Raw genomic sequence first — 24,714 nt, forward strand, 5'->3', positions numbered from 1 at the left:
TTTACTTAATAGATAGAAGTGATAACGATGAAATCAATTACGGATAAGATCGCTTTACAACATTTAATTAATTCATATCTACAAGAAACAGGAAATGGACATTTGATTCCCGTGACCGAGCAATCACAACATTTACGTGAGCAGGGTCAGAGCAAGGTTTTGGTGTGTATTCCTTTGGATAGCATTGCTGGATATGTTTATGCACCGCTTGAATATATGAGTAAAGTGGGTCGGCATCGTTTGGCTGATTTACCATGGGTTGAGCAAGATAATCAAATTTTAAAAATTAGTGCTGTAAATTTGGCCGCCAATTTATTGGAAAATCTAACTATAAAAGAGAGTGAAAAACAGTTAGATAGCTCATCTTTACTGGAGTGCTGGATTCAAAGCCGTCGGGCATTACAACAGTTTTTAACTCATCGAAAAGATCAAATGGATGAAGTCATTGCGCCGAAGCAAAACTTTGTTCAAAGTGAGCAAGCACTTGTCCTTGGACATAGTATGCATCCTTCACCTAAAAGCCGTCAGGGTTTTGTACAAGATGATTGGAAGCGTTATTCGCCAGAAACTCAGACCGCTTTCAAAATGCATTTTTTATATGTGCATCCAGATTATGTCATTCATGATAATGCGCATAATTTATCGATTCCGAGCCAATTAAAACAAGATTTAGCAGCATACTTTAATACTTATCATCATGAAAAAATGGCGCAGCATCCTGATTACGCGTTGCTGCCGTTGCATCCGTGGCAGGCAAGATATTTAAAAGACAAAGACTGGTATCAGCAGTTGTTACATGAGGGAGCATTGATTGATTTTGGTGCTTTGGGCTGGGATGTTAAGGCGACGACATCAGTGCGAACTTTATATAGTGAGCAAGCACCTTGGATGTTTAAGGCTTCAATGACTGTGGCTGTGACCAATTCGATTCGTGTGAATCTCTATAAAGAGTGCCATCGCGGTTTATTGAGCTACCAATTATGGAATGATGACTGTCTTGCAGATTTTAGACAACGTAATCCACGATTACAGACCATCAGTGATCCCGCTTGGATTGCATTAAAAGTGAATGGTCAAGTTCTGGATGAAACCATCTGTATTCTAAGGGAAAACCCATTCAAGCAAAGTGATGATGTAACCTGTATTGCTTCGTTGTGCCAAGATCATCCGTTTGAATCTAAAAATCGTTTTAGTCAAATTTTTGCTGAAGTTTCAACGCAGACTGGACTGAGTCAAACAGATGTGGCTTTACAGTGGTTCGAGCGCTTTTTAGAAATTACAATTTTACCCCTTATGGAGTTGTACCATGAGTTTGGTATGGCATTTGAAGCCCATCAGCAAAATACACTGATTGAACTTGAAGATGGAATGCCAAAAAATGTTTGGTTTAGAGACAATCAAGGTTTTTATTATATTCAAGAATTAGCCAACGAAATTTTGGCACGTTTTCCGACCTTGGCGACAGAGGGTCAGGCAGTTTGCCCACAGGCTTTAGTGGATGAGCGTTTCCGATATTACTTTATTGGGAATACCTTATTTGGTTTGATTAATGCAATTGGTATAACGGGGGTAGTTCAAGAACAGCAACTGATTGAAAAATTACAATCTTATTTAACTCAAGCGTATCAAAAATATCCTGAAAGCCAACTGTTAAAGACAGTTTTACATCAAAGTACATTCCCTTATAAAGGTAATTTGATGACGCGCTTGTATGAATTGGACGAGCTACAAGCCGATATTTCTCAACAGTCGATTTATGTCAATTTAAAAAACCCACTGTATGTTGCCCAAACTGTAGTGGAGACTGAACATGCTTGATTTTATCGGTATTGGTTTAGGACCATTTAATTTAAGTTTGGCTGCATTGCTCAATCAACATGCTTCACTGAAATATCAATTTGTGGATAAGCGGCATGAGTTTGACTGGCATGCAGGCATACAGTTGCCGAATGCGATGATGCAAGTTCCCTTCATGGCAGACTTGGTTAGTTTGGTCGAACCGACCAGCCCCTATAGTTTTCTGAATTATTTAAAAGCCCATCAGCGTTTATATAAGTTTTATTTTCGGGAAAATATGTATATTCCACGGCAAGAATATAATCACTATTGCCAGTGGGTGGTCAAACAATTACGTAATTTACAGTTTGCAAGCCGCGTAACAGACATTGCACCTATTTCAGGTGGTTTTCAGGTGATTACTGAGCATAAAGGTCGTTTGTCGGTTCAACAAACCCAAAAGTTGGTCTTAGGTACAGGCACTATACCTAAGTTACCGCAACCGCTACAGCGGGTGGCTGAGCAGACACAGCAGTGTATACATTCATCAAATTATATCGATCAGTGTAAGGATCATTTATCAGGAAATGTAGTCCTGATTGGTTCAGGTCAGTCTGCCGCTGAGATATTCATAGATTTATTTGATAAGCAAATACATCCTGAAACGGGTAAATCACAATTTCATTTATATTGGCTGACGCGTTCGGCTGGGTTTTTCCCGATGGAAAATACGCCACTCGGTTTGGAAAGTTTTAGCCCAGACTATATGTCGTATTTTTATCACTTGCCTAAAAAACTCAAAGATACTTTACCTGTGACACAGGCAAATTTATATAAAGGCATTAGTGCTAAAACCATTCGTGATATTTATGAGCGCTTATATCAGCGTAGCATTGGAGATGCAGAGATACATGTCACGATTGCAGGACATCATCAGCTTGAAAATGCTGAAATAATCAACGGAAAAAGTGTTCAACTGAAATTTTTCCAAACCCAGAAACAGCAAGTTTTAAACCTTCAGGCCAGCATGGTGATTGCGGCAACGGGTTATCAATATCCTTCGTTAGACTTTTTAACTAAGTTGAGTCGTGATATTCCCCTAGATGGACAAAATCATTGGGAGATCAATGAACACCATCAACTGAACTATCAAGGTGAAGGCAAAATTTATATTCAGAATACTGATTTGCGACATCATGGCGTGGGTACACCTGACTTAGGATTAGGGGCTTTTCGTTCTGCAAAAATTGCCAATCAGATTTTGGGTGAGTCTTATTTCAATATCGAAGGGCGACAAAGTTTTCAGGATTTTCACTACCAAGAATCTGATCGTCCATTTGCGAAGAGTGCGATATCTAAAACCCATGCTCGTACGGATGTGATGTCATCGCAGATTTCAAGAAAAGCTGCGGATCACTACCCTGAATATTTGATGAAGTAGGGCTGGGAATAGGCATGGCTGAAATGTCAAAGTTAGATTCTCACGCGACTTCTGATACTTTGGTGTCGCAACGTTGCGTTATGCTCTCCGTGATGCTGGGTACAGGTACAGTAAGTATTAATAACAGTAGTTTTAATCCTGCTATTCCTCAACTGATGCAAGATTTCCAAATTGCTGAAGCAACGGTAAGTTGGGTCATGGTGATTTTCCTTTTAACCATGAGTCTAAGCTTGCTGCTGACTGGTTTTCTCAGTCAGCGTTGGGGCAAGCGTCGTGTGTATTTAGCTGCATTAAGTCTTTTTATGTTGAGCTCGGTTTGTGGGGCTTTCGCTTCGCAATTTGAGACCGTGTTAACGGTCCGAGCCTTACAAGGATTTGCCAGTGGGCTGATGATTCCTTTGTCATTGGGAATTATTTTTTCAGTTACGCCGAAAGAACAGAGGGGTGCAGCAACGGGGCTATGGGGAGCAATGATTATGCTGACCTTAGCCTGCGGTCCAATGTTAGGTGCATTGATGCTCGCTGTGTCCAGTTGGCATGCCTTATTTTTATTAAATGTACCATTGGCAATCATTGCTTTAATCATGGGGTGGTTTTATCTGCCTCGGCAACCCGCCATGCAAAATTTAAAATTTGACTGGCTTGGTTTTGGATTATTGTCAATTCTCATTATTTGCTTCGTGTTGGCTTTAAGTCTTATTCAACAATTGCAGGATATCTATCAGCCTGCGTTCTGGTGGTTATTGGGACTGAGTGGTTTTGCAGGGTTTGGATTTTTTTGGGCTAGCCGAAAAAAGTCAGATGCCATTATTACTTGGTCTTTATTTCAAAGTCGTGAGTTTAATTACAGTTTGATGTTATCGGTTGTGCATACCATCGGCTTATTTTTGAGCTTATTTTTGATTCCTCTACTCATTCAAAATAGTTTGCAGTTAAGTCCACTTTGGTCAGGGCTATTACTCATGAGTAGTGCCTTAACCACCAGCTTGTGTAGTAAACGTGCTGGTCGCTATTTAGATCAGCATGGGGCAAAACGGCTGTTAAGTGTGGGTATCGTGCTGACCGCAATATCCTTTGTTGGCTTAGGGTTGGCAGCTAATCACTCTATCGTCTTATTAATGCTGTGCATGGTGATGCATGGTTTGGGGTTTGGCTTGTCTTATATGCCTGCGACCACAGCAGGACTGAATCATTTACCCAATCCAGAACTTGTGACACATGGTGCGGCTGTAAATAACTTATTGCGTAGGCTTTGCGCTGCAATTGCAGTCGTGATAGCCGCACTTTATTTGCAAATACACACGCAAAATTTCTTAGAAAGTCCTGAATTAGCCATCGTACAAAGGCACGTCATTCAAGAGCTATTTTTCTTCTGCGCCTGCATAACGCTCTTGGCCCTGCCTTTTGCATGGAAGTTTCCGCATCAAAAACAGCAACATATACACATTTAAAATTTAATATGAAGGAATCGGTTATGGGTCATTTACATCCCACATTAACGAACAAAAACAATGCCTCTTATGTCGCAACTTTAGCTTGGCAACAACCCGATCAAACTGCAATGAAGAAAGTAGAACAACGTGTCATCAAACAATTGCTTCAGGCTTTAATTTTTGAAGAAGTGATTGATGCAAAATTTGAAAATGACGTATTTATCATCCAAGCATTCGATCAAAATCAAAAAGAAATTCAGTACCGTGCAGCAGGCAAGCACTATCTGAGCTTTGGTTTAGTCCGTTTGGATGAACAAGAGGTGATTCGTCAAGACTATGCAGGACAACAGTCAGCGGCACAACTAAATCAAGTGATTGAGGAAATTGTCCGTGCGATTCCAAACGCAGCTAAATTGGAAGATTTCATTTATGAATTAAAACGGACCTTTATTCATGATGTGCAATCACAACACTGCCAAAACCAATTTCAACTTCCTGCGACACAGTACAATTATGATGTTCTAGAAACGTATTTAATGGATGGGCATCCTTATCATCCTTGTTACAAGTCACGTGTTGGTTTTAGCTTACAGGATAACCTGAAATATGGGGTGGAATACGCGCAACCGATCCACTTGGTATGGTTAGCCATCCATCATTCCTTGCTTTCAGAAAATGCTTCGAAGTCTATTCATGCGGAACAGTTTTTACAGCAACAATTAACTGAGCAAGATCAAGCGCTGTTTTCTCAAACTTTGAGCGCTCAGGATTTAAATACCAGCGAATATACCTGGCTACCCGTACATCCTTGGCAATGGGAAAATACGCTGGTTCATACCTTCTTTGAAGAAATTGCGAAACAAAAAATTGTCTATTTAGGTCACGGAAGTGATGCGTACATAGCGCAACAGTCCTTAAGAACTTTGACTAATTTACAGCATCCAGAAAAGCCCTACATTAAACTTGCAATGAGTTTAACCAATACTTCCAGTTCACGAATTTTAGCGGCGCATGCTGCAATGAATGGTCCGTTAATTACGGATTGGTTACAGCGTCTAATCGAAAATAGTGAACTGGCAAAGTCTTTAGATTTTGCAATTTTAAGAGAAGTGCATGCCACTGCGGTTGATTTTACCAAATTACCTACGTCACACGCCAAACAAGCCTATGGCACGATTGGGAGTTTATGGCGTGAAAGTGTTCACGCTTACTTAAAGCCAGAAGAAGATGCTATTCCGCTCAATGGCGTCAGTCATGTTCAACGTGATGGGCAGTTGCTTATTCAACCGTGGCTAGAAAAATATGGTACGGAAGCGTGGCTTACACAATTCCTCTCTGTGGTGATTCAACCGATTTTATTTCTATTACATGCAGAAGGTATTGGTTCGGAATCGCATGGTCAAAATATTATTTTAGTGCATAAAAATGGCTGGCCTACGCGCATTATTTTGAAAGATTTTCACGATGGTGTTCGCTTTAGTCCAGCACATTTAACTCATCCTCATGAATATCCTCAACTACATGCCTTACCCGCAGAACATGCAAAAGCCAATCGCATGTCATTTATTTTGACTGATGATTTAAATGCCGTACGAGATTTTAGTTGTGCCTGCCTATTTTTCGTTGCTTTAAGCGATATTGCGATGACATTACAGCAGAAAATCAATTTTCCTGAACAACACTTTTGGCAAATTGCGGCCAATATTATTCATCATTTTCAACAACAAAATCCTGAACATCAAAATAGATATGAAAAATTTGATGTATTTGCTGCACAGTTCTGCATCGAATCTTTAACCAAAAGACGTTTGTTTGGCGATGGCGAGGTACAACTTCGTCTGGTGAACAATCCACTTTATCAGTTCCGTAAACCAACTGCTCAAGAGGGTTAAAGATGAATACGATGTTGTTTTCACCAACCGTAACGACCCAAATGATTTTGGTGGATTTGGTGAATAGTTTTTTGGTGGAAGGTTATATTCCAGAGCATGTTATTTTTACTAAGACACAAGTATTAGCACTGTTAAAAGATCGTTTTGAGCAGAATTTCAATGCTTTGTTCGAGACGTATCTAGATCAAACCTCTTTCGCACTTTTATTTCACTCCGATTTTTCGGAATTTATGGTTCTCCCGTTACAGCAGGCAATTCAACAGGATTGGGTCATTCAAGCGCATATGCCTGCTTACCAAGTATGGATTCAGGCAGAGCAAAATTATCAATTACGCGCATTAAGCGCATTAGATTTTTTTGATGTGATGCAGCGTTTTGGCTACTTTTCTCACTGTGAAACTGCCAAGTTAGAGACATTTAGAGATGATCTGCAACTGAGCATGATGCAAAGTCAGCTCACTGCACAGCATCAGATTCGTACCGAAACATGGGGTTTAGATTGTCCTGCCGAATTGTTTATTCAACTTGAACAATATGCAGGACTGAGGGATCGTCCATATCATCCGCTGGCCAAATTAAAAGATGGTTTTTCGGCAGAGGAGTATCTGCAATTTAGCCCAGAGTTTTCCCAGCCTATTCCTTTGCGTTGGGTCGCGGTTAAAAAAGCAAAACTGGTCTATGGTCAGGCGGTAACGCAGATTGAAACCCAGCAACCCGCTAAAATTTTTTTAGATCATGAGCAATATGCTGCCTTAGAGCAGGAATTAAATCAAAAAGAAATCGGTGATGAGTTTTTGGTTTTACCGATGCATATTTGGCAGTTTAAGCATATTTTGTCGGAGAAATTTGCTCAAGAAGTGGTAGATGGCGTGATGATTCCATTGGAATTTCAATCTACCGAAATGTATGCGAGTTCGTCCTTAAGAAGTTTATTATCAGCCTCAAAACCACAGGACAGTCTAAAGCTGCCTTTGGCCGTGAAGTCTTTGGGTTCACTGCGTTTTTTGCCGATTGTGAAAATGATCAATGGACAAAAAAACCAAAAGCTGTTGCAAGATGCGAAGAAACTGGATGAGGTTTTAAACACGCGTTTGTGGTTGTGTGATGAAAATCAGTGGTGGGCATATTTGCCCCATCAGCCTGAAAATTTAACTCCAGATAATTTGACTTTATTTGATGAGCAGCCCATGCATTTAGCGGTACAACGGCGCCGTATTCCTGCTGAACTCTTACAACAACCTTACCAAATTATTCCGATGGCTAGTTTAGGACAATGTTTAGCGGGAGAAACATATCCATTTGAGTTTATTTTAAAGGCGCAAAAGCTTCAGTCGACCAAAGAAAATATCATTGCGACTTTCAAGATGTTGTGTCGAGATTTTTTTGACGTGAATTTAAGGCTCTTCCGTCTGGGGTTAATGGGGGAAATTCATGGTCAGAATATTTGTATTGTTCTTAAACAGGGTCAGTTTGCTGGGTTGATGTTGCGTGATCATGACTCATTACGCATTTATTTACCTTGGCTACAACAACAGGGTTTGGAAGATCCGCAGTACTTAAGCCCACATGATTTCAGAATCACGCTTTATCATGATTCGATAAAAGATCTTATTTTGTACCTACAGACCTTAGGGATACAAGTTAATTTAGCCAGCATATTGGAGTCAGTTGCTGAATATTATCAGCTCAATACATTCGAGTTATGGCAGATTTTGGCTCAAACGTTGCAGGAGGCTCTAAATGCCGTGCCATTCAGTGATGAAGCCCGTTCAGCCTTACAGCATATTTTATTTGAAAAAGAGCATTGGCCATATAAACAGCTTATTCGCCCTTTACTCGAGCAAGATAATCGAACTGGGAGCATGCCAAGTCGTATGGGGCAAACCTGTAATTTCGTCAAGAAGTTGCAGACTGCTGAAAAGAATGATTGAACAGGTCAGTATAGCGTGCGTTCCCATATCTCTGTCGTAAATGTTGTCTCAGAGCCTGAATTTGAATCATTGGGTCTTTCTCAAGCCAAGCATGTTTTGGCTGAAAGGCTCAATATTCAAATCAATTTGCATATGCACGATGCATGTAGTTTCGCCGATCTATTAGATCCTGAGCAGTGTTTAAAGGTGCTCACTGAATTTTCAACACGTATACAGGCTGTTAACTTAACCTGTTCAGGTTCAATGTTCATGAAATATTGGGCAGTTCCACTGTTGTTCCCTTATTTATATGCATTGTTAACGGAACAGGTGAGTTTGCCTTGGGAATTGTCTGCACTTTCAGTGCAAATAACATCGACATGGTATTGGGACCGCCATTTAAATATTAAACCCACTTTTTTAAAAAAGGATACGTGGTGGACGCAACAGCAAACGTATCAAGCAACCACGCTGAGGATTTTTGATGATTTAAGTCAAGTGTTTGAGGTCATGAGTAAAGTTGCCAAAGTACAGAAGTTTTTGCTTTGGGAAAACACAGCGCTCAGGATTTTACAGTTCTATGACCTGATGCAGAAACAAAATTCATCTCAACAGACTTTGACAAAAATTTTGCAGCAACGCCAATTCTTATCAAATTTATCTGCGGAATCTTTTGGCTTAAAACAAAATCCATTTCTTTTGTTAGAGCAAAAACGAAAGTTAAACAGTGGAACTTATCTAAGGAAAAAGTGCTGTTTTTATTTTCAACTTCCCGAATCCAAACGTGAATATTGCAGCAGTTGTCCTCTAGCTAAAAAGGATCAAGAAAGAGATCAAAGTCCATGTCAGATCAATTAAATCGTTTATTTATACAGTATGCCAATATTGCCAGCTCAACCATAGGGCATGTTTTAGATACGGGTTATTTACCTGAAATTCATGCAGTTAATTCAGTTCAACATGTTGTAGGGAGGGTGCGAACGGTCACTTTAAACTCCATGAATGCCATGCTACTACGCAATGCACTGTTAGAAAGCAAAGCGGGTGACGTACTGGTGATTGATGCGCGGAAACTGGGTTACCGTGCTTGTTGGGGAGAACAACGTCATCGTGCAGCGATTTACCATGAATTGGCTGCCATCATTGTTCTTGGTGCGGTCACTGATATTTGTGCTTTACGTGCCATGAAAGTTCCCGTATTTGCTCAAGCGGTGAGTTGTTTAACCACCCGAGCAGAAGGAGAAAGTCTGGTCGACTTTGACCAAGATATTCAATATTTTGATTCAATCATTTCAACAGGCGATTTAATCGTAGCTGATGCAGATGGCGTTTTCATTTTAAAGCCTGAGGTAGCTGCATTCTATTCAGAAAAATTCCAACATATGGAACTTTTGGAACAACAAAAAAGAGAGCAGTTTTTTAGTCAGCATCCCACTGAACAGTATTATCACAGCATTTAAATATCGGTCTAAGACAAAAAGAAAGGACTTCTATGCAAACATTATCCTCAAGTCTTCCTCATTATTTTTCTTATGCAGAAAAAGGGATTTCCTATGCATTGCGTGCAGTGGTTTTACCTGAAGATTTTCCATTGCTTTATAAATGGATGCATACACCTCATGTCATCCCGCAGTGGCAACTGAACAAACCTGAACTGGAGCTGGCTGTCTATTTTGAGAAGATGCTGATTGATGACCATCAACGTTTGTATATTATTCAAATTGAAGGGCAGGATGTGGGTTATTTAGAAATTTATGAGGCTAAACGGGATCGGTTATCCTTATATTATCCTGCATTAGAGCATGATTTAGGATGGCATATCTTATTGGGCGAAGAAAGTGTGGTGGGAAAAGGGCATTTTAAAGCTGTAATGCGCATGATGAGTTATTTTATTTTTGAGCATTCTCCAGCAGAGAAAATTGTAGGGGAGCCCGATGAGAGTGTGAAATCTTATGAATATGTCGCCCATGAGATTGCTTTTGAAGCCCAGAAAAAGATTCACATGTTAGAAAAAACAGCCATTTTATATCATTGTTTTAGAGAAAAATTTTATGAACGGTGTGGAGCATTAGCTCGTTCATAGAAAAGATTGTGAGTATTTTAGAAATGTCTTCCATTCGGGAGACATTGTTTAGCTTATATTTTAAACGAAGCATAGTCCTACAACTCTATTGATAAATAGCCGATTAAAATCCATAAAAAAATAAAAAATTGAAATAAAAGTTTTTACAATAGTAATAATAATGATTACTATTTGCACCAATATTAATACTTACTACTTGGAAATAAAAATGCGCTTGTCACACTTTAGTCTTTGCTTGCTTACAACAGCAATTTGCACCCAACTTTATGCGGATGATTCCGTTACGGCAGGTGTTGAAACACAAAATGCCGAAGCGAAGCTCCCAACGATTATCATGACAGCAACACGAACACCAAAAAGTATTGCGGAAATTGCGGGGACGGTCCAAACCATTTCAGCAGATGAAATTGCACAGCAGGCAGGTACAGGTCGTAAAGTTGCTGATATTTTAGCGCAACTTGTACCTTCGCTTGCGCCAAGCAGCGGAACAAGCAGTAACTATGGTCAAACCATGCGCGGACGTAATGTACTGGTGATGATTGATGGGGTGTCTCAAACAGGATCACGTGATGTCGCGCGTCAACTGAACAGTATTAGCCCGAATATGATTGATCATATTGAAGTCGTTTCAGGTGCGACCAGCATTTATGGTTCTGGAGCAACAGGCGGTATTATTAACATTATTACTAAACGAGCAGACAAATCTGAACCTGTCAGTTTTCAGACCAAGTTGGGTGTGACCGCCGCCGATAATTTCCGTAGTGACAGTCTGGCTTATCAAGTTGGACAGACCGCTTCTTTTGCGAATGACAAAGTGGATGGCTTTTTAGGGGTGGATTATACCAACCGCGGTTCCCAGTTTGATGGTCGAGGAGATCGTATTTCATTAAGCCCGTGGCAGGGCAGCACAATGGATACCGATACCATTGATGTAAATGGACGACTGAATTTTAATTTGACTGATAGCCAAAGTTTAAGTTTTGGTGCGCAATATTATAAAGATGAACAAGATACCGATTATGGGGTGGATTACGATACTACTTCAGAATTCTATACACCTAAAAAAGGATTACAGTTACAAAATCAACCATTTACTAAGCGTTATGCTGTAAATACTCAGTATCAAAATACAGATATGTTAGGTCAAATATTAAATATCGAAGCCTATTATCGTAATGAGGAATCTCGTTTTTATCCAGCACGTCGGGCAACTTCAACCACTTTCTCTCAGTCTCAGTCAAATGTTGATTACGCAGGTATTCGTTCCACTATTCAGTCAGATTTAAAAGTTGCAGACAGAGACTTAAAACTTACGTATGGTCTAGATTATGACCGAGAAAAAGATCATCAATATGTAGATTGGTTAGAGTCAGATAGTGGCTATTTAAAATTTACAAATTCCAACCCTAATAATTATGTTTCGGATTATGGACCAGATACAACCATTCAAAATATAGGGACATTTTTACAAGGCGACTATGCTTTAACAGATCGCTTAAATGTTCAAGCTGGTGTGCGCTATCAGTACATTCAAGCGGATAACGAGAGTTATTATCGTAATGGGCGTGCTGCAAGTGACTCTACATATAGACCTGCTGGATCAACAGATTCCGATAAATTCTTATTTAATTTAGGTACAGTCTATAAACTGACTGATGCGCAGCAAATTTATGCTAATTTCTCTCAAGGCTTCAGTTACCCAGATATACAACGTGTTTTACGAGGTAATAGCGTAACAGCGAATATTGATTCTTCTGGTATTGTGCCAATTTCTGTAAATAGTTATGAGTTAGGTTGGCGTACTAATCAGGATAATGGTTTAACAACAAATATAACGGCTTTTTATAATACTTCGGACAAATTCGTCAGCTTTGCGAACAGTGATGTCAGAGTAGTCGATACCGACCAACGCATTTATGGTGCAGAAGCTACAGTGAGTTATCCATTTATGGACAACTATAAAGTGGGGGGAACTTTGGGTTATACACGTGGTCAGTACAAAGATGCTGCGGATAATTGGCACGAATTAAATGCTTTTGCAGTTTCACCAATCAAAGGCACTTTATTTGCAGAATGGAGTAATGCCGATGGTTATGGTGTACGCGCTCAGATGTTAGCCATTAAAGGGACAGACAAAGCCTATAAAGATGATTTGGAACTTGCTGCTAAAGGGTATAGTGATGATTATAACGCCGCAGCAGAGATTAAAGGTTATACCACTATGGATGTGTTGGCGCACTTCCCTGTGGCAAAAGGCCGAGTCGATTTCGGAGTTTATAACGTATGGGGTAAGCAATATAAAACCGTATTTGCTCAACAAGCTGCGGTGACGAATACCAACTCACTTCTGGCAATTCCTGCGGAAGGACGAACGTTTGCCTTGAGTTATACCATTAATTATTAAGTTCCTGATTAATTATGTTCATGAAAGTATCCGTAATTAAGGTTATGGATACTTTCTAGAAAACTTAACTAAATTGATATTTAAATCAATGGTATATGGTTCGTGATTATTGGCGATATTAGCCCTCTTTTATAAATCCAAAAATGAGTTTTTGGATTATTGGTACTTCATGTCAAACGATTACATTCATTTCAGCGAGTAACCCACTCCACAGTCTTATGCATGGTTTCTTTCAGCTCGGTTGGAGGGATTTTCCATTGTTGATTTAGTCGATTGAATGCTCCCAGATCAAGCTGCTCAGTTCTGATAAAGTTTAGCATTTCAGGGGACATATCTAGTTTGTTTGCTAACCAGCGCCACTTTAAAACCCATTTTAGAAAAGAGATAGAAATAAAATGGCGTGGAGGATTAATCTGTAACGACTGAGCAATGATTTGTACTAAAGTTTGAAGCGATATTTGCTGAGGATTCGCGACTAGAATTTCTTGTTTAAGTGTGTGAGGGTCTTTACTTGCATGTACCATAGCATTAACCAACATGGTGACTGATACCAAAGGTAGAGAATGTTGTGGGGTGCCAGGAAGGGCATTCATTTTTCTTTGTTGAAGCTGTTGAATGAGAGCAGTAATAGGTTGAGATGATGGAATTTCACCAGTTATTTCATCTCCAATCACGGTTGCTGGGTGGATGATTGTCCAGGGTATATTTAATAGGTCTGTTTGTTTAATCCAGTTAAAATGTCCTTCAATCTTTGAAGCTTCATAAGCGCCTAATGCCTCATAGATTTTTGGCCAGTCAGTTTTTTCGATATGTTCTCGGTATATGCCTGCTGCTTGTAAATGCTGATCTAGCGTCAACATAAAGCCTGATAAATGTACCGCACGTTCTAAATGGCAATGCTTGTTCACGCTATGAAGCAGATTGGTTAGTCCATCGACATTGACTGCTTGAGCCTGCTGCATAGACAGATGCCATTTGAATAATGCGCTAGCATTGTATAGATAATTCACCTCTTTCAACGTTTTCCAATCTTCAGGCGATAGCCCCAAATCGGGCTGAGTAATATCGCCCTGAACAAAACGCAGCTCTTGATGATTGATGTTTTGCTGTGTCAGCCAACGACGTAATTGAGGTTCCTGTTCATTGATATTGCGACATAAAGCAAACACTTTTGCATTATCTCTAAGTAATTGTGCGACAAGGAACTTACCAATAAATCCGGTTGCACCGACCACAAGTGCAGTTTGAGATGACATAAGCATAAAATTAAACTCATTAATTGTTAGTGCTTAAGCTAAACTATGGAGTACAGACCACGGTCAAGAGCTTTTTAAAAGAATATAAAAGGAAATTGCATATGCTAATCGGCGAGCTATCACAACAAGTTAATTTAAGTCGGGACACGATCCGTTTTTATGAAAAGATGGCATTGATTCAGCCTTTAGTACGCAATAATGGCTACAAGGATTATCCTGAACAGACACTGCAACAGTTAAAACTGATCCTGACCGCCAAAAACCTTGGATTTACACTTACGGAAATAAAGCAAATTATTGATATTATTGGTGAAAATGAGATTCCTGCCACGCAATTTAATACGATTTTACAAGAAAAGTTGGGCATGATTCAGGAGAAGATAATGCAATTGCAACATATGCAAAACATGCTTGAAAATTTGCTGGGGGGTGAACCTTGTCCGTTGAGAAAAGAATGCGAAGTCAATGGGATTGAATAGTGCTTAAAATGCTTAATTTGAAATGGTTATTTGATTTGGGCTTTATGCATTATAGTTTTCGTACTTTGTGATGTACTTAAATATGGCTTCCGATGAGTGTGAATAGCGTTGGTCGTATTTTGATGCTGAATTTTTAAATGAGCAATTGTGTGATGTTATATTTTAGGTTTAAGAAATTTTTATAAAAATAAACTTATATAAAATCAATAAAGAAAAGGCGCTTATCTTTTGATAAGCGCCTTTTAAATTTTGGAGCGGGAAACGAGACTCGAACTCGCGACCCCAACCTTGGCAAGGTTGTGCTCTACCAACTGAGCTATTCCCGCAATATGGGTGTGCATTATAGAGAGTTTAATTCGACTGTCAACTCTTTATAATGCAATTGCTGAATTAATCAGCACGACGCCATACAGTACCTTGACGTGTATCTTCCAAAACCACACCTTGATCTAATAGTGATTGACGAATGCCATCGGCTTTTGCGAAATCCTTAGCTTTCTTTGCATCTTGACGTTGTTGAATAAGGTCTTCAATGTCAGTTTCAGACAAGCCTAAAGCTTCTTGCCCAATATCTGACTTTAAAAACTCTTCTACGTCATGCTGTACCAGACCTAGAATATTGGTCAAATGGCGCAACGTTGAATAATAAACCGCTGCTTGTTCAGCATTTTCTTCTTTGACTGAACGATTCAGCTCTTTGTTAATTTCAAACAACACAGCAATTGCTTCGGCAGTATTAAAGTCATCACGCATTGCAGCATTAAAACGTTCAACTAGGTTGTCATCTAATTGTTCCACGATATTCGTGCCGTAGACTTGTTGGTAGGCTTTAAATGAATGATAGAAGCGACTTAATGTGGTTTTAGCTTCTTTTAATGCAACATCCGAGAAGTTCACAGGGCTGCGATAGTGTGAAGACACAATAAAGTAACGAATGACTTCAGGATGGAATTTATCCATTACATCACGGATGGTGAAGAAGTTGCCTAAAGACTTCGACATTTTTTCGCCATCAACGTTAATAAAGCCCACATGCATCCAATAATTCACATATTGTTCGCCTGTTGATGCTTCACTTTGTGCAATTTCATTTTCATGATGTGGGAACATGAGGTCTGAACCACCACCATGAATGTCAAAATGGTTGCCTAGGCAGCACGTCGACATTGCAGAACATTCAATATGCCAACCTGGACGGCCATTGCCCCAAGGCGAAGCCCAAGCTGGCTCATTTTCTTTGGCATGTTTCCAGAGTACGAAGTCGAAAGGATGTTTTTTCTCAACTTCCACATCAACACGGTCCGATGCACCTGCTTGCATATCTTCCAATTTACGACCTGAAAGGCGACCATATTTGGCAAATTTTTCTACTTGAAAATAGACATCGCCATTATTTGCAGGGTAGGCAGTGCCTTTGTCGACCAAATTGCCAATCATGCTTTGCATTTGGTCAATATATTCTGTCGCGCGGGGTGCTTCATCTGGGTGTAAGCAGCCTAAATTTTCCGCGTCTTCATTCATGGCTTGAATAAAGCGATCGGTGAGTGCGGTAATACTTTCGCCATTTTCATTGGCGCGTTTAATAATTTTGTCATCAATATCGGTAATGTTACGAACGTACTTGACGTTCCAGCCCTGACTGCGCAAAAAACGAATAATATAGTCGAATGCAACCATCACACGTGCGTGTCCGATATGACAGTAGTCGTACACGGTCATGCCGCAGACATACATATCGATATGACCTTCTTTACGTGGTACAAATTCTACTTTTTTACGTTGCTCTGAATTGTAAAGAACAAAAGGTTGCATAGGGCTTACATATTGCGATAACAAAAAGATTTCTCATCATAACGTAAGGTCCATGATTCACAAAGTTTTATACGTTATTTTTATAAGCAAGTGAAAAGTTATACATTTAGAAACGTTGCATTTGCATAGATATGATAAAATTGCGAAAATTATTTTTTACTTGAGACTGGGGTTGATCATTATTTAAATAATGATGAATTGCCCTGAAATCAACTCTTATCGAGTTTAAGGTTGCCAACGTTGAATTTACAAACCATGCCGAATCCAATCGATTTTCAGAAAGCCGCATTAGAAACTTTGCGCATTGAAGAACAAGCTTTAGGTGTATTAGCAACGCAAATAGATGAGCGTTTTAGTTATGCCTGCGAAATTATCTTGCAGTGTAAAGGACGCTTAGTGGTAACAGGCATGGGTAAATCAGGGCATATTGGTCGTAAAATGGCGGCTACATTTGCTTCTACAGGTACACCTTCATTCTTCATGCATCCTGGCGAAGCAGGACATGGCGATTTAGGCATGTTGGTTCGTGGTGATGTACTCATAGCAATTTCAAACTCAGGTAAGAGTGATGAAATTATGATGTTGATGCCGTTAATTAAGCACTTAGAAGTGCCTTTAATTACCATCAGTGCTGATGATACAGGCCCAATGCCACAAAATGCCGATGTCGCACTTACTTTAGGCAATATTCAAGAGGCTTGCCCATTAGGTCTTGCCCCAACCTCAAGTACCACTGCGACATTGGCTCTGGGTGATGCATTGGCGGTGGCTTTATTAGATGCACGTGGTTTTACTGCGGATGATTTTGCACGTTCGCACCCCGCTGGAGCTTTAGGTAAGCGCCTGTTATTACATGTAAAACACCTAATGCATACGGGTACAGACCTGCCGAAAGTTGCACCTGAAACTCCAATGAATAAAGTGTTATACGAAATTTCAAATAAGCGTTTGGGTTTAACCACGGTTGTAGATAGCGAAGATCGTTTATTGGGAATTTTCACCGATGGTGATTTACGCCGTTTAATCGATAAGCAGCAAGGTTTTGATGTGAACTTACCAGTTTCAGAAGTGATGATTCAAAACCCAGCAACCATTTCTCAAGAAGCACGTGCAGTAAAGGCTTTAGAAAAATTACGTGACAAAAAAATCAATCAATTTGTAGTTGTTGATGATGCCAATAAAGTCATTGGTGTGATTAGCATGCATGACTTAATTCAAGCAGGGGTAAATTAATCCATGGCATCTTATGTTTTATTAGAACAAGCACGTCATATTCAAGCGCTCGTATTAGATGTCGATGGTATTTTAAGTGATGGTTTTGTGACTTTAACCAATTCAGGGGATGAAATTAAATCCTTTGATATTCGTGATGGTTTAGGCATGAAGTTGGTACAAAAGTCTGGTATGAAAGTGATTATTATTACTGGTCGTAAAAGTAATATTGTAGAAAAGCGTATGTCAGATTTAGGTGTAGACTTAGTTTTTCAAGGGCGTGAAGATAAAGGTGTGGCTTTGCGTGAAGCGTGTGCTCAACTCAACCTTTCACCAGATGATTGTTTATATATGGGTGATGACTGGCCTGATCTTTCAGCTTTTGCTATTGCAGGAATGAAAGTAACGGTACCGAATGGTCATGTTGAAGTTCGTCGTCGCGCTGATTTAGTCACACAAGCGATGGGTGGTCGTGGTGCAGTACGTGAAGTTTGCGACATGCTGCTGATGGCAAAAGGGACTTACCAAGAGCTACTTGAAAAATTTATTACAATCCCGCATTAATGTTTATATACGTACATAATTGTTTTTAGTGAAGAACCACACTTATGGATACCAAAGTTTTATATATCACGGCGATTGCAATTGCTGCTGTAAGTGGTGGTTATTACTATTACAGTGGTAAAGGGAATAAATTAGAAACAGCATCTGCGCGAAGTATGACGTATTCCGCAGAAAAAATTAATTTAACCCAAACCGATGATGCTGGGAATTTATATATTCGTGCTCAAATTGATCGACTTGAACAGGATATGCAAAAACAAACCACTAAACTCGAGAACTTGAATGCTTCAATGTATAAAGATGGCGCTGTAAATGCGACTTTTTTTGCTAAGCAAGCCAACGGTTATGAAGACAATAAAAAAGTTGTTTTGTCTCAACAGGTTGTTGCTACCAAGTTTTTAGATCAAGGGCAGGGGAAAATGCAGTTTTTAACTGATGAGCTGACGGCATTCCCGCAAACCCGTGTAATAGAAACAAACCATCAAGTGACTGTACAATCGCCACAAGCAGAGTTTGTCAGTCAGGGATTGAAAGCCAATTTAAATGATGGTCAATACGAATTTTTTAATATTCGAGGAAAGTATGAACCAAAATCTTAAGTTTCAAGCTTATAAAGCTTTCCTTAAAAAAGCAGTTGTACTCAGTATAGGAATTGTTGCGGCATCTAGTGCTTTTGCAATTCCTTCAGATCGCAATCAGCCAATTTCTTTGGTGGCAGACCGTGCGACTTTTAACGAAAAAACTGGGGTAACGACTTACTCTGGCAATGTGATTATTGAACAAGGCACCATGCGTTTACAAGCAAACTCAATTGTTGCCAATCTGAATCAGAAAAAAGAGATCAGTACAATCACAGCAACAGGTGGGCCTGCACGTTTTCAGCAGCAATTAGATGCCAATAAAGGCTTAGCAAAAGGTCAAGCGCAGAAAATTATTTATAATGCTGGTACAGGTATTATTACCATGTCTGGTGGTGCGTTATTAGAGCAAGATGGTGCGAGTATTCGTGGTAACACATTAAAATACAGCATGAATAAGGGTGATATTGAAGCGACAGGAACACCAAATAGCACAGGTTCATCGTCTGGTCGTGTACAAATTGTGATTCCGCCTTCAAGTACTAAATCCTTCCCAGGAGCACGTGATTAATGGATCAGGTTGAGACTGCGACACAAACCCTTTGTATTAAGCACCTTGCGAAGAACTATAGTAAACGTTGGGTCGTAAAAGACGTTTCCTTTAGTATGCAAAGTGGACAAATTGTAGGTTTACTGGGTCCGAATGGCGCGGGTAAAACAACCAGTTTCTATATGGTGGTTGGATTGGTGCGTATGGATAAAGGCGAGATCCATCTGGATGATTTAGATATGTCCGACCTTGCCATGCATGAACGTGCGCGTAAAGGAATTGGTTATTTACCGCAAGAAGCCTCTATTTTTAGAAAATTGACGATTTCTGAAAATATTATGGCAATTTTAGAAACCCGCAAAGATCTAAATAAGCAACAACGACAACAACGTTTAACCGATTTATTGGCGGATTTTAAAATTACCCATATTAAAGACTCATTAGGCATGAGTGTTTCGGGTGGTGAGCGCCGTCGTGCTGAAATCGCCCGTGCCTTAGCTGCAGATCCTAAATTTATGCTGTTAGATGAGCCATTTGCAGGGGTCGATCCAATTTCTGTAAATGACATTAAAGACATTATTCGTACACTCAAAGATCGTGGCATTGGGGTATTAATTACGGATCATAACGTGCGTGACACATTGGCGATTTGTGAGCGTGCTTATATTGTCAGTGAAGGGTCAGTTATTGCTGAGGGGACACCGCAAGAAATTTTAGAAAATGAAACAGTTCGTCAGGTGTATTTAGGCGAAGATTTCATGGTTTAAGCTTAAACGCTGAATAATCTTTAAGATAAAACCTCCATATATATGGAGGTTTTTTATTACCCTTGGTTTAAGTTGCTTATTGAAACACGTTACAATTATTCTATTCCTGTTAGTTATCTTTGAATATGCCATTCACTATCGCAGCCCAAGTCAGTTATGAAGAAGAAATAAAGAAAAGCCGTTTTCAAGCGATAGCTGTTCCTGTCGAAAATGAAGAGGCTGTAAAAACGTTTCTTGAAGCAAACAAAGACATCACGACGACCCATCAATGTTGGGCATGGAAGATTGGACATCAGGTTCGGTTTAATGATGATGGTGAGCCCTCTGGCACGGCTGGGCGCCCTATATTGGCAACCATAGAAGGCAATGAGCTGACGAATGTACTGGTGCTCGTGAACCGTTGGTATGGCGGGGTGAAATTGGGTACAGGCGGTTTGGTACGTGCCTATGGCGGTAGTGCGGGACAATGTCTACTTTTAGCAGAGAAAATTGAATTAATCGAAAAGAAAATGGCACATTTTAGTTGTCAGTTTTCGGAGTGGTCGATTTTTCAATATGAAATGCAACAGCAGGGAATTGACTTTCAAGAGCAATACACAGCAGATGGTGTTGTTGTCGAGTTACAGTTGCAAGTCCATCAAATTCCAGAATTAGCTGATAAAATTCGTGATGTTACACGTGGTCGTGAACAACTGAAGTTAGTGGAAGAGCAGCATGACTGAACAAGATCCTTTACTTAAATATCGTGAACAGCATAAACACCGACTTAATTATATGCCTTGGCTTTACTGGACTTTAAAACCGAAACATCGTGCATGGGCGGAACAATGGCAAAATGAATATCAACAATATTTAAGAGAAATTGAAACGGTTGAGATTGGCAAGAACTGTTTTATTTCGCCATTGGCCCATATTTTTGCAGAGCGTGGACGTACCATCAAAATTGGAGACAATTGCTTTATTGCAGCGGATTGTACTTTGCATGGACCACTCGACATTGGCAATGAAGTCGCAATCAATCATCATTGTATTTTGGATGGCGGTCGTGTCGGAATTAAATTGCATGATCAAGTGCGTATAGCCGCCTATAGCCATCTTTATGCATTTGATCATGGGATGCAGCTCGATCAAGCGATTTATCAGCAACCTGTGCGCTCACAAGGAATTGAAGTTGGGCGTGATGTTTGGTTGGGTGCACATGTGGGCGTCAAGGATGGAGTAAAAATAGGAGATCATGCTATTGTTGGAATGCAGAGTATGGTCACCAAAGATGTCGGTGAAAAAGAAATTGTGGCAGGTAACCCCGCCCGTTTCATTCGTTACCGTGAATAGAATAATTGTATATTTTTCATCACTCTCGGTTACACAAAAGATGCCAACTCATCACTAGATGTGCTAAGTTTAGAGACAACAACTAGACCTATAGTCCCCAGAGACTAATTGAGAGGCGAACAATGAAACGGGTAATAGCGTGTATAGATTCTTCTCCCTGCATCAATGCTGTCGCAGAAGCAGCGGCTTGGATTGCAAAGCAAACACAACGCGAACTCGTGTTATTACAAGTGCTAGATTACTATCCCGCCAGTTACCATTTAGGTGAAATTAGCGGGGTAATCGGTTTTGAAAGTAATGCAATGTTACTGAAAGAGCTAGCAGAACTTGAACAAAAACAAAGTCAATTAGCACTAGATTATAGCAATAACCTACTCAATCACATTTCTGAAATGGTCAAAGATAAATATGGTTTAGATGCGACCCATATTCAGGAAAAAGGTGACTTTCTAGAACAAAGTTTTCATGTACTTAAAGAAGATGATATTGCGGTGATTGGTCGGGTGGGTGAGCGCTCTGCTGAGCGTAACAAACCGATAGGCGGCAATGTTGAAAACTTTATTCGTGGTGTCAACAGTACTGTACTGACAGTTGGTGAAAAATTTGTTCCACCTACACGATTTATTTTTGCTTATGAATATTCACCGACTTGTATCAAGATGATGCACCGAATTGCTCAGAGTGATTTACTGCGCCTATTACAATGTCATTTGCTGTATGTGGGAGATCATCCCGAAATCTTGAATGAGCCTTCACAGTACCTGCGTGATGCGGGTTTAGATGTCGTGGTGGAATACCGTTATGGTGATGTTTCAGAAAACATCTTGGAATATCAGCGAGAACATGATATTAAATTAGTGGTCATGGGGGCATTTAGCCACAGTAAAATTCACCAGTTCTTTTTGGGAAGCATTACCACCACCATATTTAGAAATTCAACAGTTCCACTCTTGGTTGCGAAATAAAGAACTTAGAGTGGATTACGCCGATTTATAGTTATCCGCATTATATGTGGATAACTATATGGACAATGTTTATAAGTAATTGTATTTTAAAATAAAAATGCAATAGAGTGTTTTTTGTGCTTTGTTCGCTATTTTACAATCGCAATTGCAAAACCATCATGCCCTTTGCTGCCGACCGTCTGTAGCGCTGTACAAGACAATAATCTTGGGTGGTTTTGCAAGCGTGCAAAAGTTTCCCGAATACCTTCAATGCTCGGTTTGTGATTGTCAGGATTCACGATATCACCAGCACGAATCACATTATCTAACACAATAATTGTACCTGAGTGAGACAAGTCTAAGCTGAGTTCTAAGTATTCAGGATAGCTTTGTTTGTCGGCATCAATAAAAATAAAGTCAAAAGGTTCAAAATCAGCGGGCAGGGCTTTAAGTACGTCTGCTGCACGTCCGACTTTCAGTTCAATGGTTTGTGGTAAATTGGCGCGGTCAATATTTTCTTGACCCAGTGCGGCATGCGTATCACGTCCTTCAATGGTAAGAATATAGCCATCTTCAGGCAATGCACGGGCCAACCACATGGTGCTGTATGCAGCAAAAGTGCCGAGTTCAAGGACACGTTTACATTGATTCATTTGAATGAGCATTTGTAACAGCATGCCTTGATTCGGAGCGACAGCTAGATGATCAGGAAAACCTTTTTGAGCCGTGTTTTCAAGTGTTTGTAACAGAATTGGGTCTTCAGGAATTAAATGTGTATCGATAAAATTATCAATCTCTGACCACATTTCTTGCATAATCTTGGCGCCTAAATATCGAATCAGTGCATTTTAAACATTTCTAGACAGAGTTCAATTCTCTCTGAATATTAATCACTGAAAATAAAAAAACAGAGGTACGTAGACCTCTGTAATGGGATTGGGGTTAGTAATTACACATAGATGAGTAACGACTTAAATCTGGACCCCAAGTACGGTAGCCTTGAGTATCAATATGAATTTGTCCAGAAGCGTACAAGCCTAAGCCCATATTGAGACTTTGACCGTATTGTTCCCAGAACTGGCACAGTTTAAATTTGGTATTTTCAATAAAAGCGTAATCTTCTGGTTGTGGATATTCAGGGCCAATACGGAAGTCGATGGCTGAATTAAACAAGTGGCGCGAAGAGCTTGCACCACCCGCACATTGGTTGAGCGTTAAGTCGCGATAAACGGACGTGACTTCAAAGTCGGTTAATACTTTGGATGCTACAAGATATTTAAAAACTTTTAATGTCGGCACCTGATTGGCCCATAATTCACGTGTCGGAATCATGTATTGAGAGCGTCCACATTTTTGCCAGTCGCGGGCAGTACGTAATAACTCAAAAGTTGGAATAATATTACCAACGCTATTTTTTTCTAGGAAAACTTCATATTCACGTACGCGTCGCAAGTTATCACTGGCAGCGACCCAACTGTTGTAGGTATACGGAATAATTTTAGGAGGAATTGGGCGTTCAATAATGACACGTTCTTTCGGAATAAAAATACGTTTTCCATGAGGTGTGCCTTGCCCAGATTTATAAGGAGATGAACTACATCCGATCATAACCAAAGGGATTATACTCAAACTGAGCACACCCTTGAAAAAATGCTTCATGTATGAAAATCAAATGCTTAGAAATATAGCTGCTTATTTTAATCGAAAAGGGTTATGTAAATTTGGAAATTTTGCAATCAAATGTGTGCTTTTGGTATAAAAAAAGATCAGCAACTGCTGATCTTTTTTTAATGGCTTATTTTTCAAGATATTGTAACTTGTCTGCTTTACCATTCCATTCTTCACGGTCAGCAGGTTGGTCACCAATTTGAGTAATGTTTGGCCATTTTTGCGCAAGTTCTGCATTTAGTTCGATAAATACTTCTTGACCCTCTGGCAGTTCATCCTCAGAGAAAATTGCATTTGCAGGGCATTCTGGTTCGCATAGTGCACAGTCAATACATTCGTCTGGGTTAATCACCAAGAAGTTAGGACCTTCGTAGAAACAGTCAACAGGGCAAACTTCTACACAGTCTTGATATTTACATTTAATACAGTTTTCAGTGACAACAAAGGTCATGGCGACAGCTACCTAAAAATATGGTTTTAATTACTCATGCAGTATTTTAGGCAAAAATGGGGATAACTAACAATTGCTTTTATTGATATTTGTTATTTAAATGCGTGACATAAGGCTATATTGATGAAATTTATTAACTTTTAACCCTATTTTTACACCCAA

The 24,714-nt window shown here is 39.7% G+C and carries 23 protein-coding genes and 1 tRNA gene; 18 read left to right on the forward strand and 6 right to left on the reverse strand.

The window, feature by feature from the left end; genetic code table 11:
* Positions 1-27: 27 nt before the first annotated feature.
* From M5E07_RS06410 to M5E07_RS06450, 9 genes are all read left to right on the forward strand, one after another.
* Entirely contained in the window at positions 28-1,818 is a 1,791-nt protein-coding gene (locus M5E07_RS06410; RefSeq protein WP_252223153.1) for an IucA/IucC family protein, read from the forward strand.
* Positions 1,811-3,217 (forward strand): lysine N(6)-hydroxylase/L-ornithine N(5)-oxygenase family protein, encoded by a 1,407-nt coding sequence (locus tag M5E07_RS06415; RefSeq protein WP_252223155.1) that lies wholly within the window; start codon positions 1,811-1,813, stop codon positions 3,215-3,217. Before M5E07_RS06410 ends, M5E07_RS06415 begins: the two co-directional genes overlap by 8 nt.
* Before the next feature lie 14 nt (positions 3,218-3,231).
* Complete coding sequence (locus tag M5E07_RS06420; RefSeq protein ID WP_252223157.1) at positions 3,232-4,668, forward strand: DHA2 family efflux MFS transporter permease subunit; 1,437 nt, start codon at positions 3,232-3,234, stop codon at positions 4,666-4,668.
* A 23-nt stretch (positions 4,669-4,691) separates the two neighbouring features.
* A complete protein-coding gene (locus tag M5E07_RS06425; RefSeq protein ID WP_252223159.1) occupies positions 4,692-6,542 on the forward strand; it encodes an IucA/IucC family protein in 1,851 nt (616 codons plus the stop codon).
* A 2-nt stretch (positions 6,543-6,544) separates the two neighbouring features.
* Positions 6,545-8,473: an IucA/IucC family protein gene (locus M5E07_RS06430; protein ID WP_252223161.1), complete on the forward strand. Its 1,929-nt coding sequence runs from the start codon at positions 6,545-6,547 to the stop codon at positions 8,471-8,473.
* A gap of 15 nt (positions 8,474-8,488) precedes the next feature.
* Positions 8,489-9,310, forward strand: coding sequence for a (2Fe-2S)-binding protein (locus M5E07_RS06435; protein WP_252223163.1), 822 nt, complete (start codon positions 8,489-8,491; stop codon positions 9,308-9,310).
* Positions 9,295-9,912, forward strand: a complete 618-nt coding sequence (locus M5E07_RS06440; RefSeq protein ID WP_252223165.1) for an RraA family protein — start codon at positions 9,295-9,297, stop codon at positions 9,910-9,912. Before M5E07_RS06435 ends, M5E07_RS06440 begins: the two co-directional genes overlap by 16 nt.
* 32 nt (positions 9,913-9,944) lie before the next feature.
* Positions 9,945-10,535: a GNAT family N-acetyltransferase gene (locus M5E07_RS06445; RefSeq protein ID WP_252223167.1), complete on the forward strand. Its 591-nt coding sequence runs from the start codon at positions 9,945-9,947 to the stop codon at positions 10,533-10,535.
* Positions 10,536-10,743: 208 nt separating this feature from the next.
* Entirely contained in the window at positions 10,744-12,939 is a 2,196-nt protein-coding gene (locus M5E07_RS06450) for a TonB-dependent receptor (RefSeq protein ID WP_252223169.1), read from the forward strand.
* A 191-nt stretch (positions 12,940-13,130) separates the two neighbouring features.
* On the opposite strand, the gene M5E07_RS06455 is transcribed toward M5E07_RS06450, so the two are convergent.
* Positions 13,131-14,201 (reverse strand): SDR family oxidoreductase, encoded by a 1,071-nt coding sequence (locus M5E07_RS06455; RefSeq protein ID WP_252223171.1) that lies wholly within the window; start codon positions 14,199-14,201, stop codon positions 13,131-13,133.
* A gap of 95 nt (positions 14,202-14,296) precedes the next feature.
* Between M5E07_RS06455 and M5E07_RS06460 the strand changes: the two genes are divergently transcribed.
* Positions 14,297-14,674, forward strand: a complete 378-nt coding sequence (locus tag M5E07_RS06460) for a MerR family transcriptional regulator (protein ID WP_116762852.1) — start codon at positions 14,297-14,299, stop codon at positions 14,672-14,674.
* Positions 14,675-14,924: 250 nt separating this feature from the next.
* Here the strand turns inward: M5E07_RS06460 and M5E07_RS06465 are convergent.
* Together M5E07_RS06465 and cysS are read right to left on the reverse strand one after the other, a co-directional pair.
* Positions 14,925-15,000, reverse strand: a tRNA-Gly gene (locus M5E07_RS06465).
* Between the two features lie 64 nt (positions 15,001-15,064).
* Positions 15,065-16,486, reverse strand: coding sequence for a cysteine--tRNA ligase (gene cysS, locus M5E07_RS06470; protein WP_252223172.1), 1,422 nt, complete (start codon positions 16,484-16,486; stop codon positions 15,065-15,067).
* 255 nt (positions 16,487-16,741) lie between these two features.
* Between cysS and M5E07_RS06475 the strand changes: the two genes are divergently transcribed.
* The 8 genes from M5E07_RS06475 to M5E07_RS06510 all read left to right on the forward strand — a co-directional run bounded on the left by M5E07_RS06475 (position 16,742) and on the right by M5E07_RS06510 (position 22,454).
* On the forward strand, positions 16,742-17,719 hold the full coding sequence (locus M5E07_RS06475) for a KpsF/GutQ family sugar-phosphate isomerase (protein WP_116762848.1): 978 nt from the start codon (positions 16,742-16,744) through the stop codon (positions 17,717-17,719).
* 3 nt (positions 17,720-17,722) lie between these two features.
* The gene (locus M5E07_RS06480; protein WP_044737935.1) at positions 17,723-18,262 is read left to right on the forward strand and encodes a KdsC family phosphatase; all 540 of its coding nucleotides are present in this window, start codon (positions 17,723-17,725) and stop codon (positions 18,260-18,262) included.
* Positions 18,263-18,306: 44 nt separating this feature from the next.
* Positions 18,307-18,861, forward strand: a complete 555-nt coding sequence (gene lptC / locus M5E07_RS06485; protein ID WP_116762846.1) for an LPS export ABC transporter periplasmic protein LptC — start codon at positions 18,307-18,309, stop codon at positions 18,859-18,861.
* Entirely contained in the window at positions 18,845-19,411 is a 567-nt protein-coding gene (lptA, locus tag M5E07_RS06490; RefSeq protein ID WP_116762844.1) for a lipopolysaccharide transport periplasmic protein LptA, read from the forward strand. The genes lptC and lptA overlap by 17 nt, the downstream gene beginning before the upstream one ends.
* On the forward strand, positions 19,411-20,157 hold the full coding sequence (lptB, locus tag M5E07_RS06495) for an LPS export ABC transporter ATP-binding protein (RefSeq protein ID WP_252223173.1): 747 nt from the start codon (positions 19,411-19,413) through the stop codon (positions 20,155-20,157). The genes lptA and lptB overlap by 1 nt, the downstream gene beginning before the upstream one ends.
* Positions 20,158-20,282: 125 nt before the next feature.
* Entirely contained in the window at positions 20,283-20,879 is a 597-nt protein-coding gene (locus M5E07_RS06500; protein ID WP_252223175.1) for an IMPACT family protein, read from the forward strand.
* A complete protein-coding gene (locus M5E07_RS06505; protein WP_252223177.1) occupies positions 20,872-21,489 on the forward strand; it encodes an acyltransferase in 618 nt (205 codons plus the stop codon). Before M5E07_RS06500 ends, M5E07_RS06505 begins: the two co-directional genes overlap by 8 nt.
* A gap of 122 nt (positions 21,490-21,611) precedes the next feature.
* Entirely contained in the window at positions 21,612-22,454 is an 843-nt protein-coding gene (locus tag M5E07_RS06510; RefSeq protein ID WP_116762836.1) for a universal stress protein, read from the forward strand.
* 128 nt (positions 22,455-22,582) lie between these two features.
* Here the strand turns inward: M5E07_RS06510 and M5E07_RS06515 are convergent, their stop codons facing one another.
* The 3 genes from M5E07_RS06515 to fdxA form a co-directional block, all read right to left on the reverse strand.
* Entirely contained in the window at positions 22,583-23,248 is a 666-nt protein-coding gene (locus tag M5E07_RS06515; protein WP_116762834.1) for an O-methyltransferase, read from the reverse strand.
* A 127-nt stretch (positions 23,249-23,375) separates the two neighbouring features.
* Complete coding sequence (locus tag M5E07_RS06520) at positions 23,376-24,092, reverse strand: M15 family metallopeptidase domain-containing protein (RefSeq protein ID WP_116762832.1); 717 nt, start codon at positions 24,090-24,092, stop codon at positions 23,376-23,378.
* Between the two features lie 136 nt (positions 24,093-24,228).
* Positions 24,229-24,552 carry a ferredoxin FdxA gene (fdxA, locus tag M5E07_RS06525; RefSeq protein ID WP_004938070.1) on the reverse strand — a complete coding sequence of 108 codons (324 nt, stop codon included), beginning with the start codon at positions 24,550-24,552 and terminating at the stop codon, positions 24,229-24,231.
* Positions 24,553-24,714 lie beyond the last annotated feature (162 nt).

It is taken from the genome of Acinetobacter tibetensis (genome assembly GCF_023824315.1).
Taxonomy (GTDB): domain Bacteria; phylum Pseudomonadota; class Gammaproteobacteria; order Pseudomonadales; family Moraxellaceae; genus Acinetobacter; species Acinetobacter tibetensis.

Bases quoted from the DNA above. Each gene is read 5' to 3' on its own strand.
- M5E07_RS06455 (WP_252223171.1), bottom strand. From the start codon at position 14,201: ATGCTTATGTCATCTCAAACTGCACTTGTGGTCGGTGCAACCGGATTT.
- cysS (WP_252223172.1), bottom strand. From the start codon at position 16,486: ATGCAACCTTTTGTTCTTTACAATTCAGAGCAACGTAAAAAAGTAGAA.
- M5E07_RS06450 (WP_252223169.1), top strand. From the start codon at position 10,744: ATGCGCTTGTCACACTTTAGTCTTTGCTTGCTTACAACAGCAATTTGC.
- M5E07_RS06415 (WP_252223155.1), top strand. From the start codon at position 1,811: ATGCTTGATTTTATCGGTATTGGTTTAGGACCATTTAATTTAAGTTTG.
- M5E07_RS06445 (WP_252223167.1), top strand. From the start codon at position 9,945: ATGCAAACATTATCCTCAAGTCTTCCTCATTATTTTTCTTATGCAGAA.
- M5E07_RS06505 (WP_252223177.1), top strand. From the start codon at position 20,872: ATGACTGAACAAGATCCTTTACTTAAATATCGTGAACAGCATAAACAC.
- M5E07_RS06460 (WP_116762852.1), top strand. From the start codon at position 14,297: ATGCTAATCGGCGAGCTATCACAACAAGTTAATTTAAGTCGGGACACG.
- fdxA (WP_004938070.1), bottom strand. From the start codon at position 24,552: ATGACCTTTGTTGTCACTGAAAACTGTATTAAATGTAAATATCAAGAC.
- M5E07_RS06510 (WP_116762836.1), top strand. From the start codon at position 21,612: ATGAAACGGGTAATAGCGTGTATAGATTCTTCTCCCTGCATCAATGCT.
- M5E07_RS06475 (WP_116762848.1), top strand. From the start codon at position 16,742: ATGCCGAATCCAATCGATTTTCAGAAAGCCGCATTAGAAACTTTGCGC.
- M5E07_RS06410 (WP_252223153.1), top strand. From the start codon at position 28: ATGAAATCAATTACGGATAAGATCGCTTTACAACATTTAATTAATTCA.
- M5E07_RS06430 (WP_252223161.1), top strand. From the start codon at position 6,545: ATGAATACGATGTTGTTTTCACCAACCGTAACGACCCAAATGATTTTG.
- lptC (WP_116762846.1), top strand. From the start codon at position 18,307: ATGGATACCAAAGTTTTATATATCACGGCGATTGCAATTGCTGCTGTA.
- M5E07_RS06420 (WP_252223157.1), top strand. From the start codon at position 3,232: ATGGCTGAAATGTCAAAGTTAGATTCTCACGCGACTTCTGATACTTTG.
- M5E07_RS06515 (WP_116762834.1), bottom strand. From the start codon at position 23,248: ATGCAAGAAATGTGGTCAGAGATTGATAATTTTATCGATACACATTTA.
- M5E07_RS06520 (WP_116762832.1), bottom strand. From the start codon at position 24,092: ATGAAGCATTTTTTCAAGGGTGTGCTCAGTTTGAGTATAATCCCTTTG.
- M5E07_RS06425 (WP_252223159.1), top strand. From the start codon at position 4,692: ATGGGTCATTTACATCCCACATTAACGAACAAAAACAATGCCTCTTAT.
- M5E07_RS06440 (WP_252223165.1), top strand. From the start codon at position 9,295: ATGTCAGATCAATTAAATCGTTTATTTATACAGTATGCCAATATTGCC.
- M5E07_RS06500 (WP_252223175.1), top strand. From the start codon at position 20,283: ATGCCATTCACTATCGCAGCCCAAGTCAGTTATGAAGAAGAAATAAAG.
- M5E07_RS06480 (WP_044737935.1), top strand. From the start codon at position 17,723: ATGGCATCTTATGTTTTATTAGAACAAGCACGTCATATTCAAGCGCTC.
- lptA (WP_116762844.1), top strand. From the start codon at position 18,845: ATGAACCAAAATCTTAAGTTTCAAGCTTATAAAGCTTTCCTTAAAAAA.
- lptB (WP_252223173.1), top strand. From the start codon at position 19,411: ATGGATCAGGTTGAGACTGCGACACAAACCCTTTGTATTAAGCACCTT.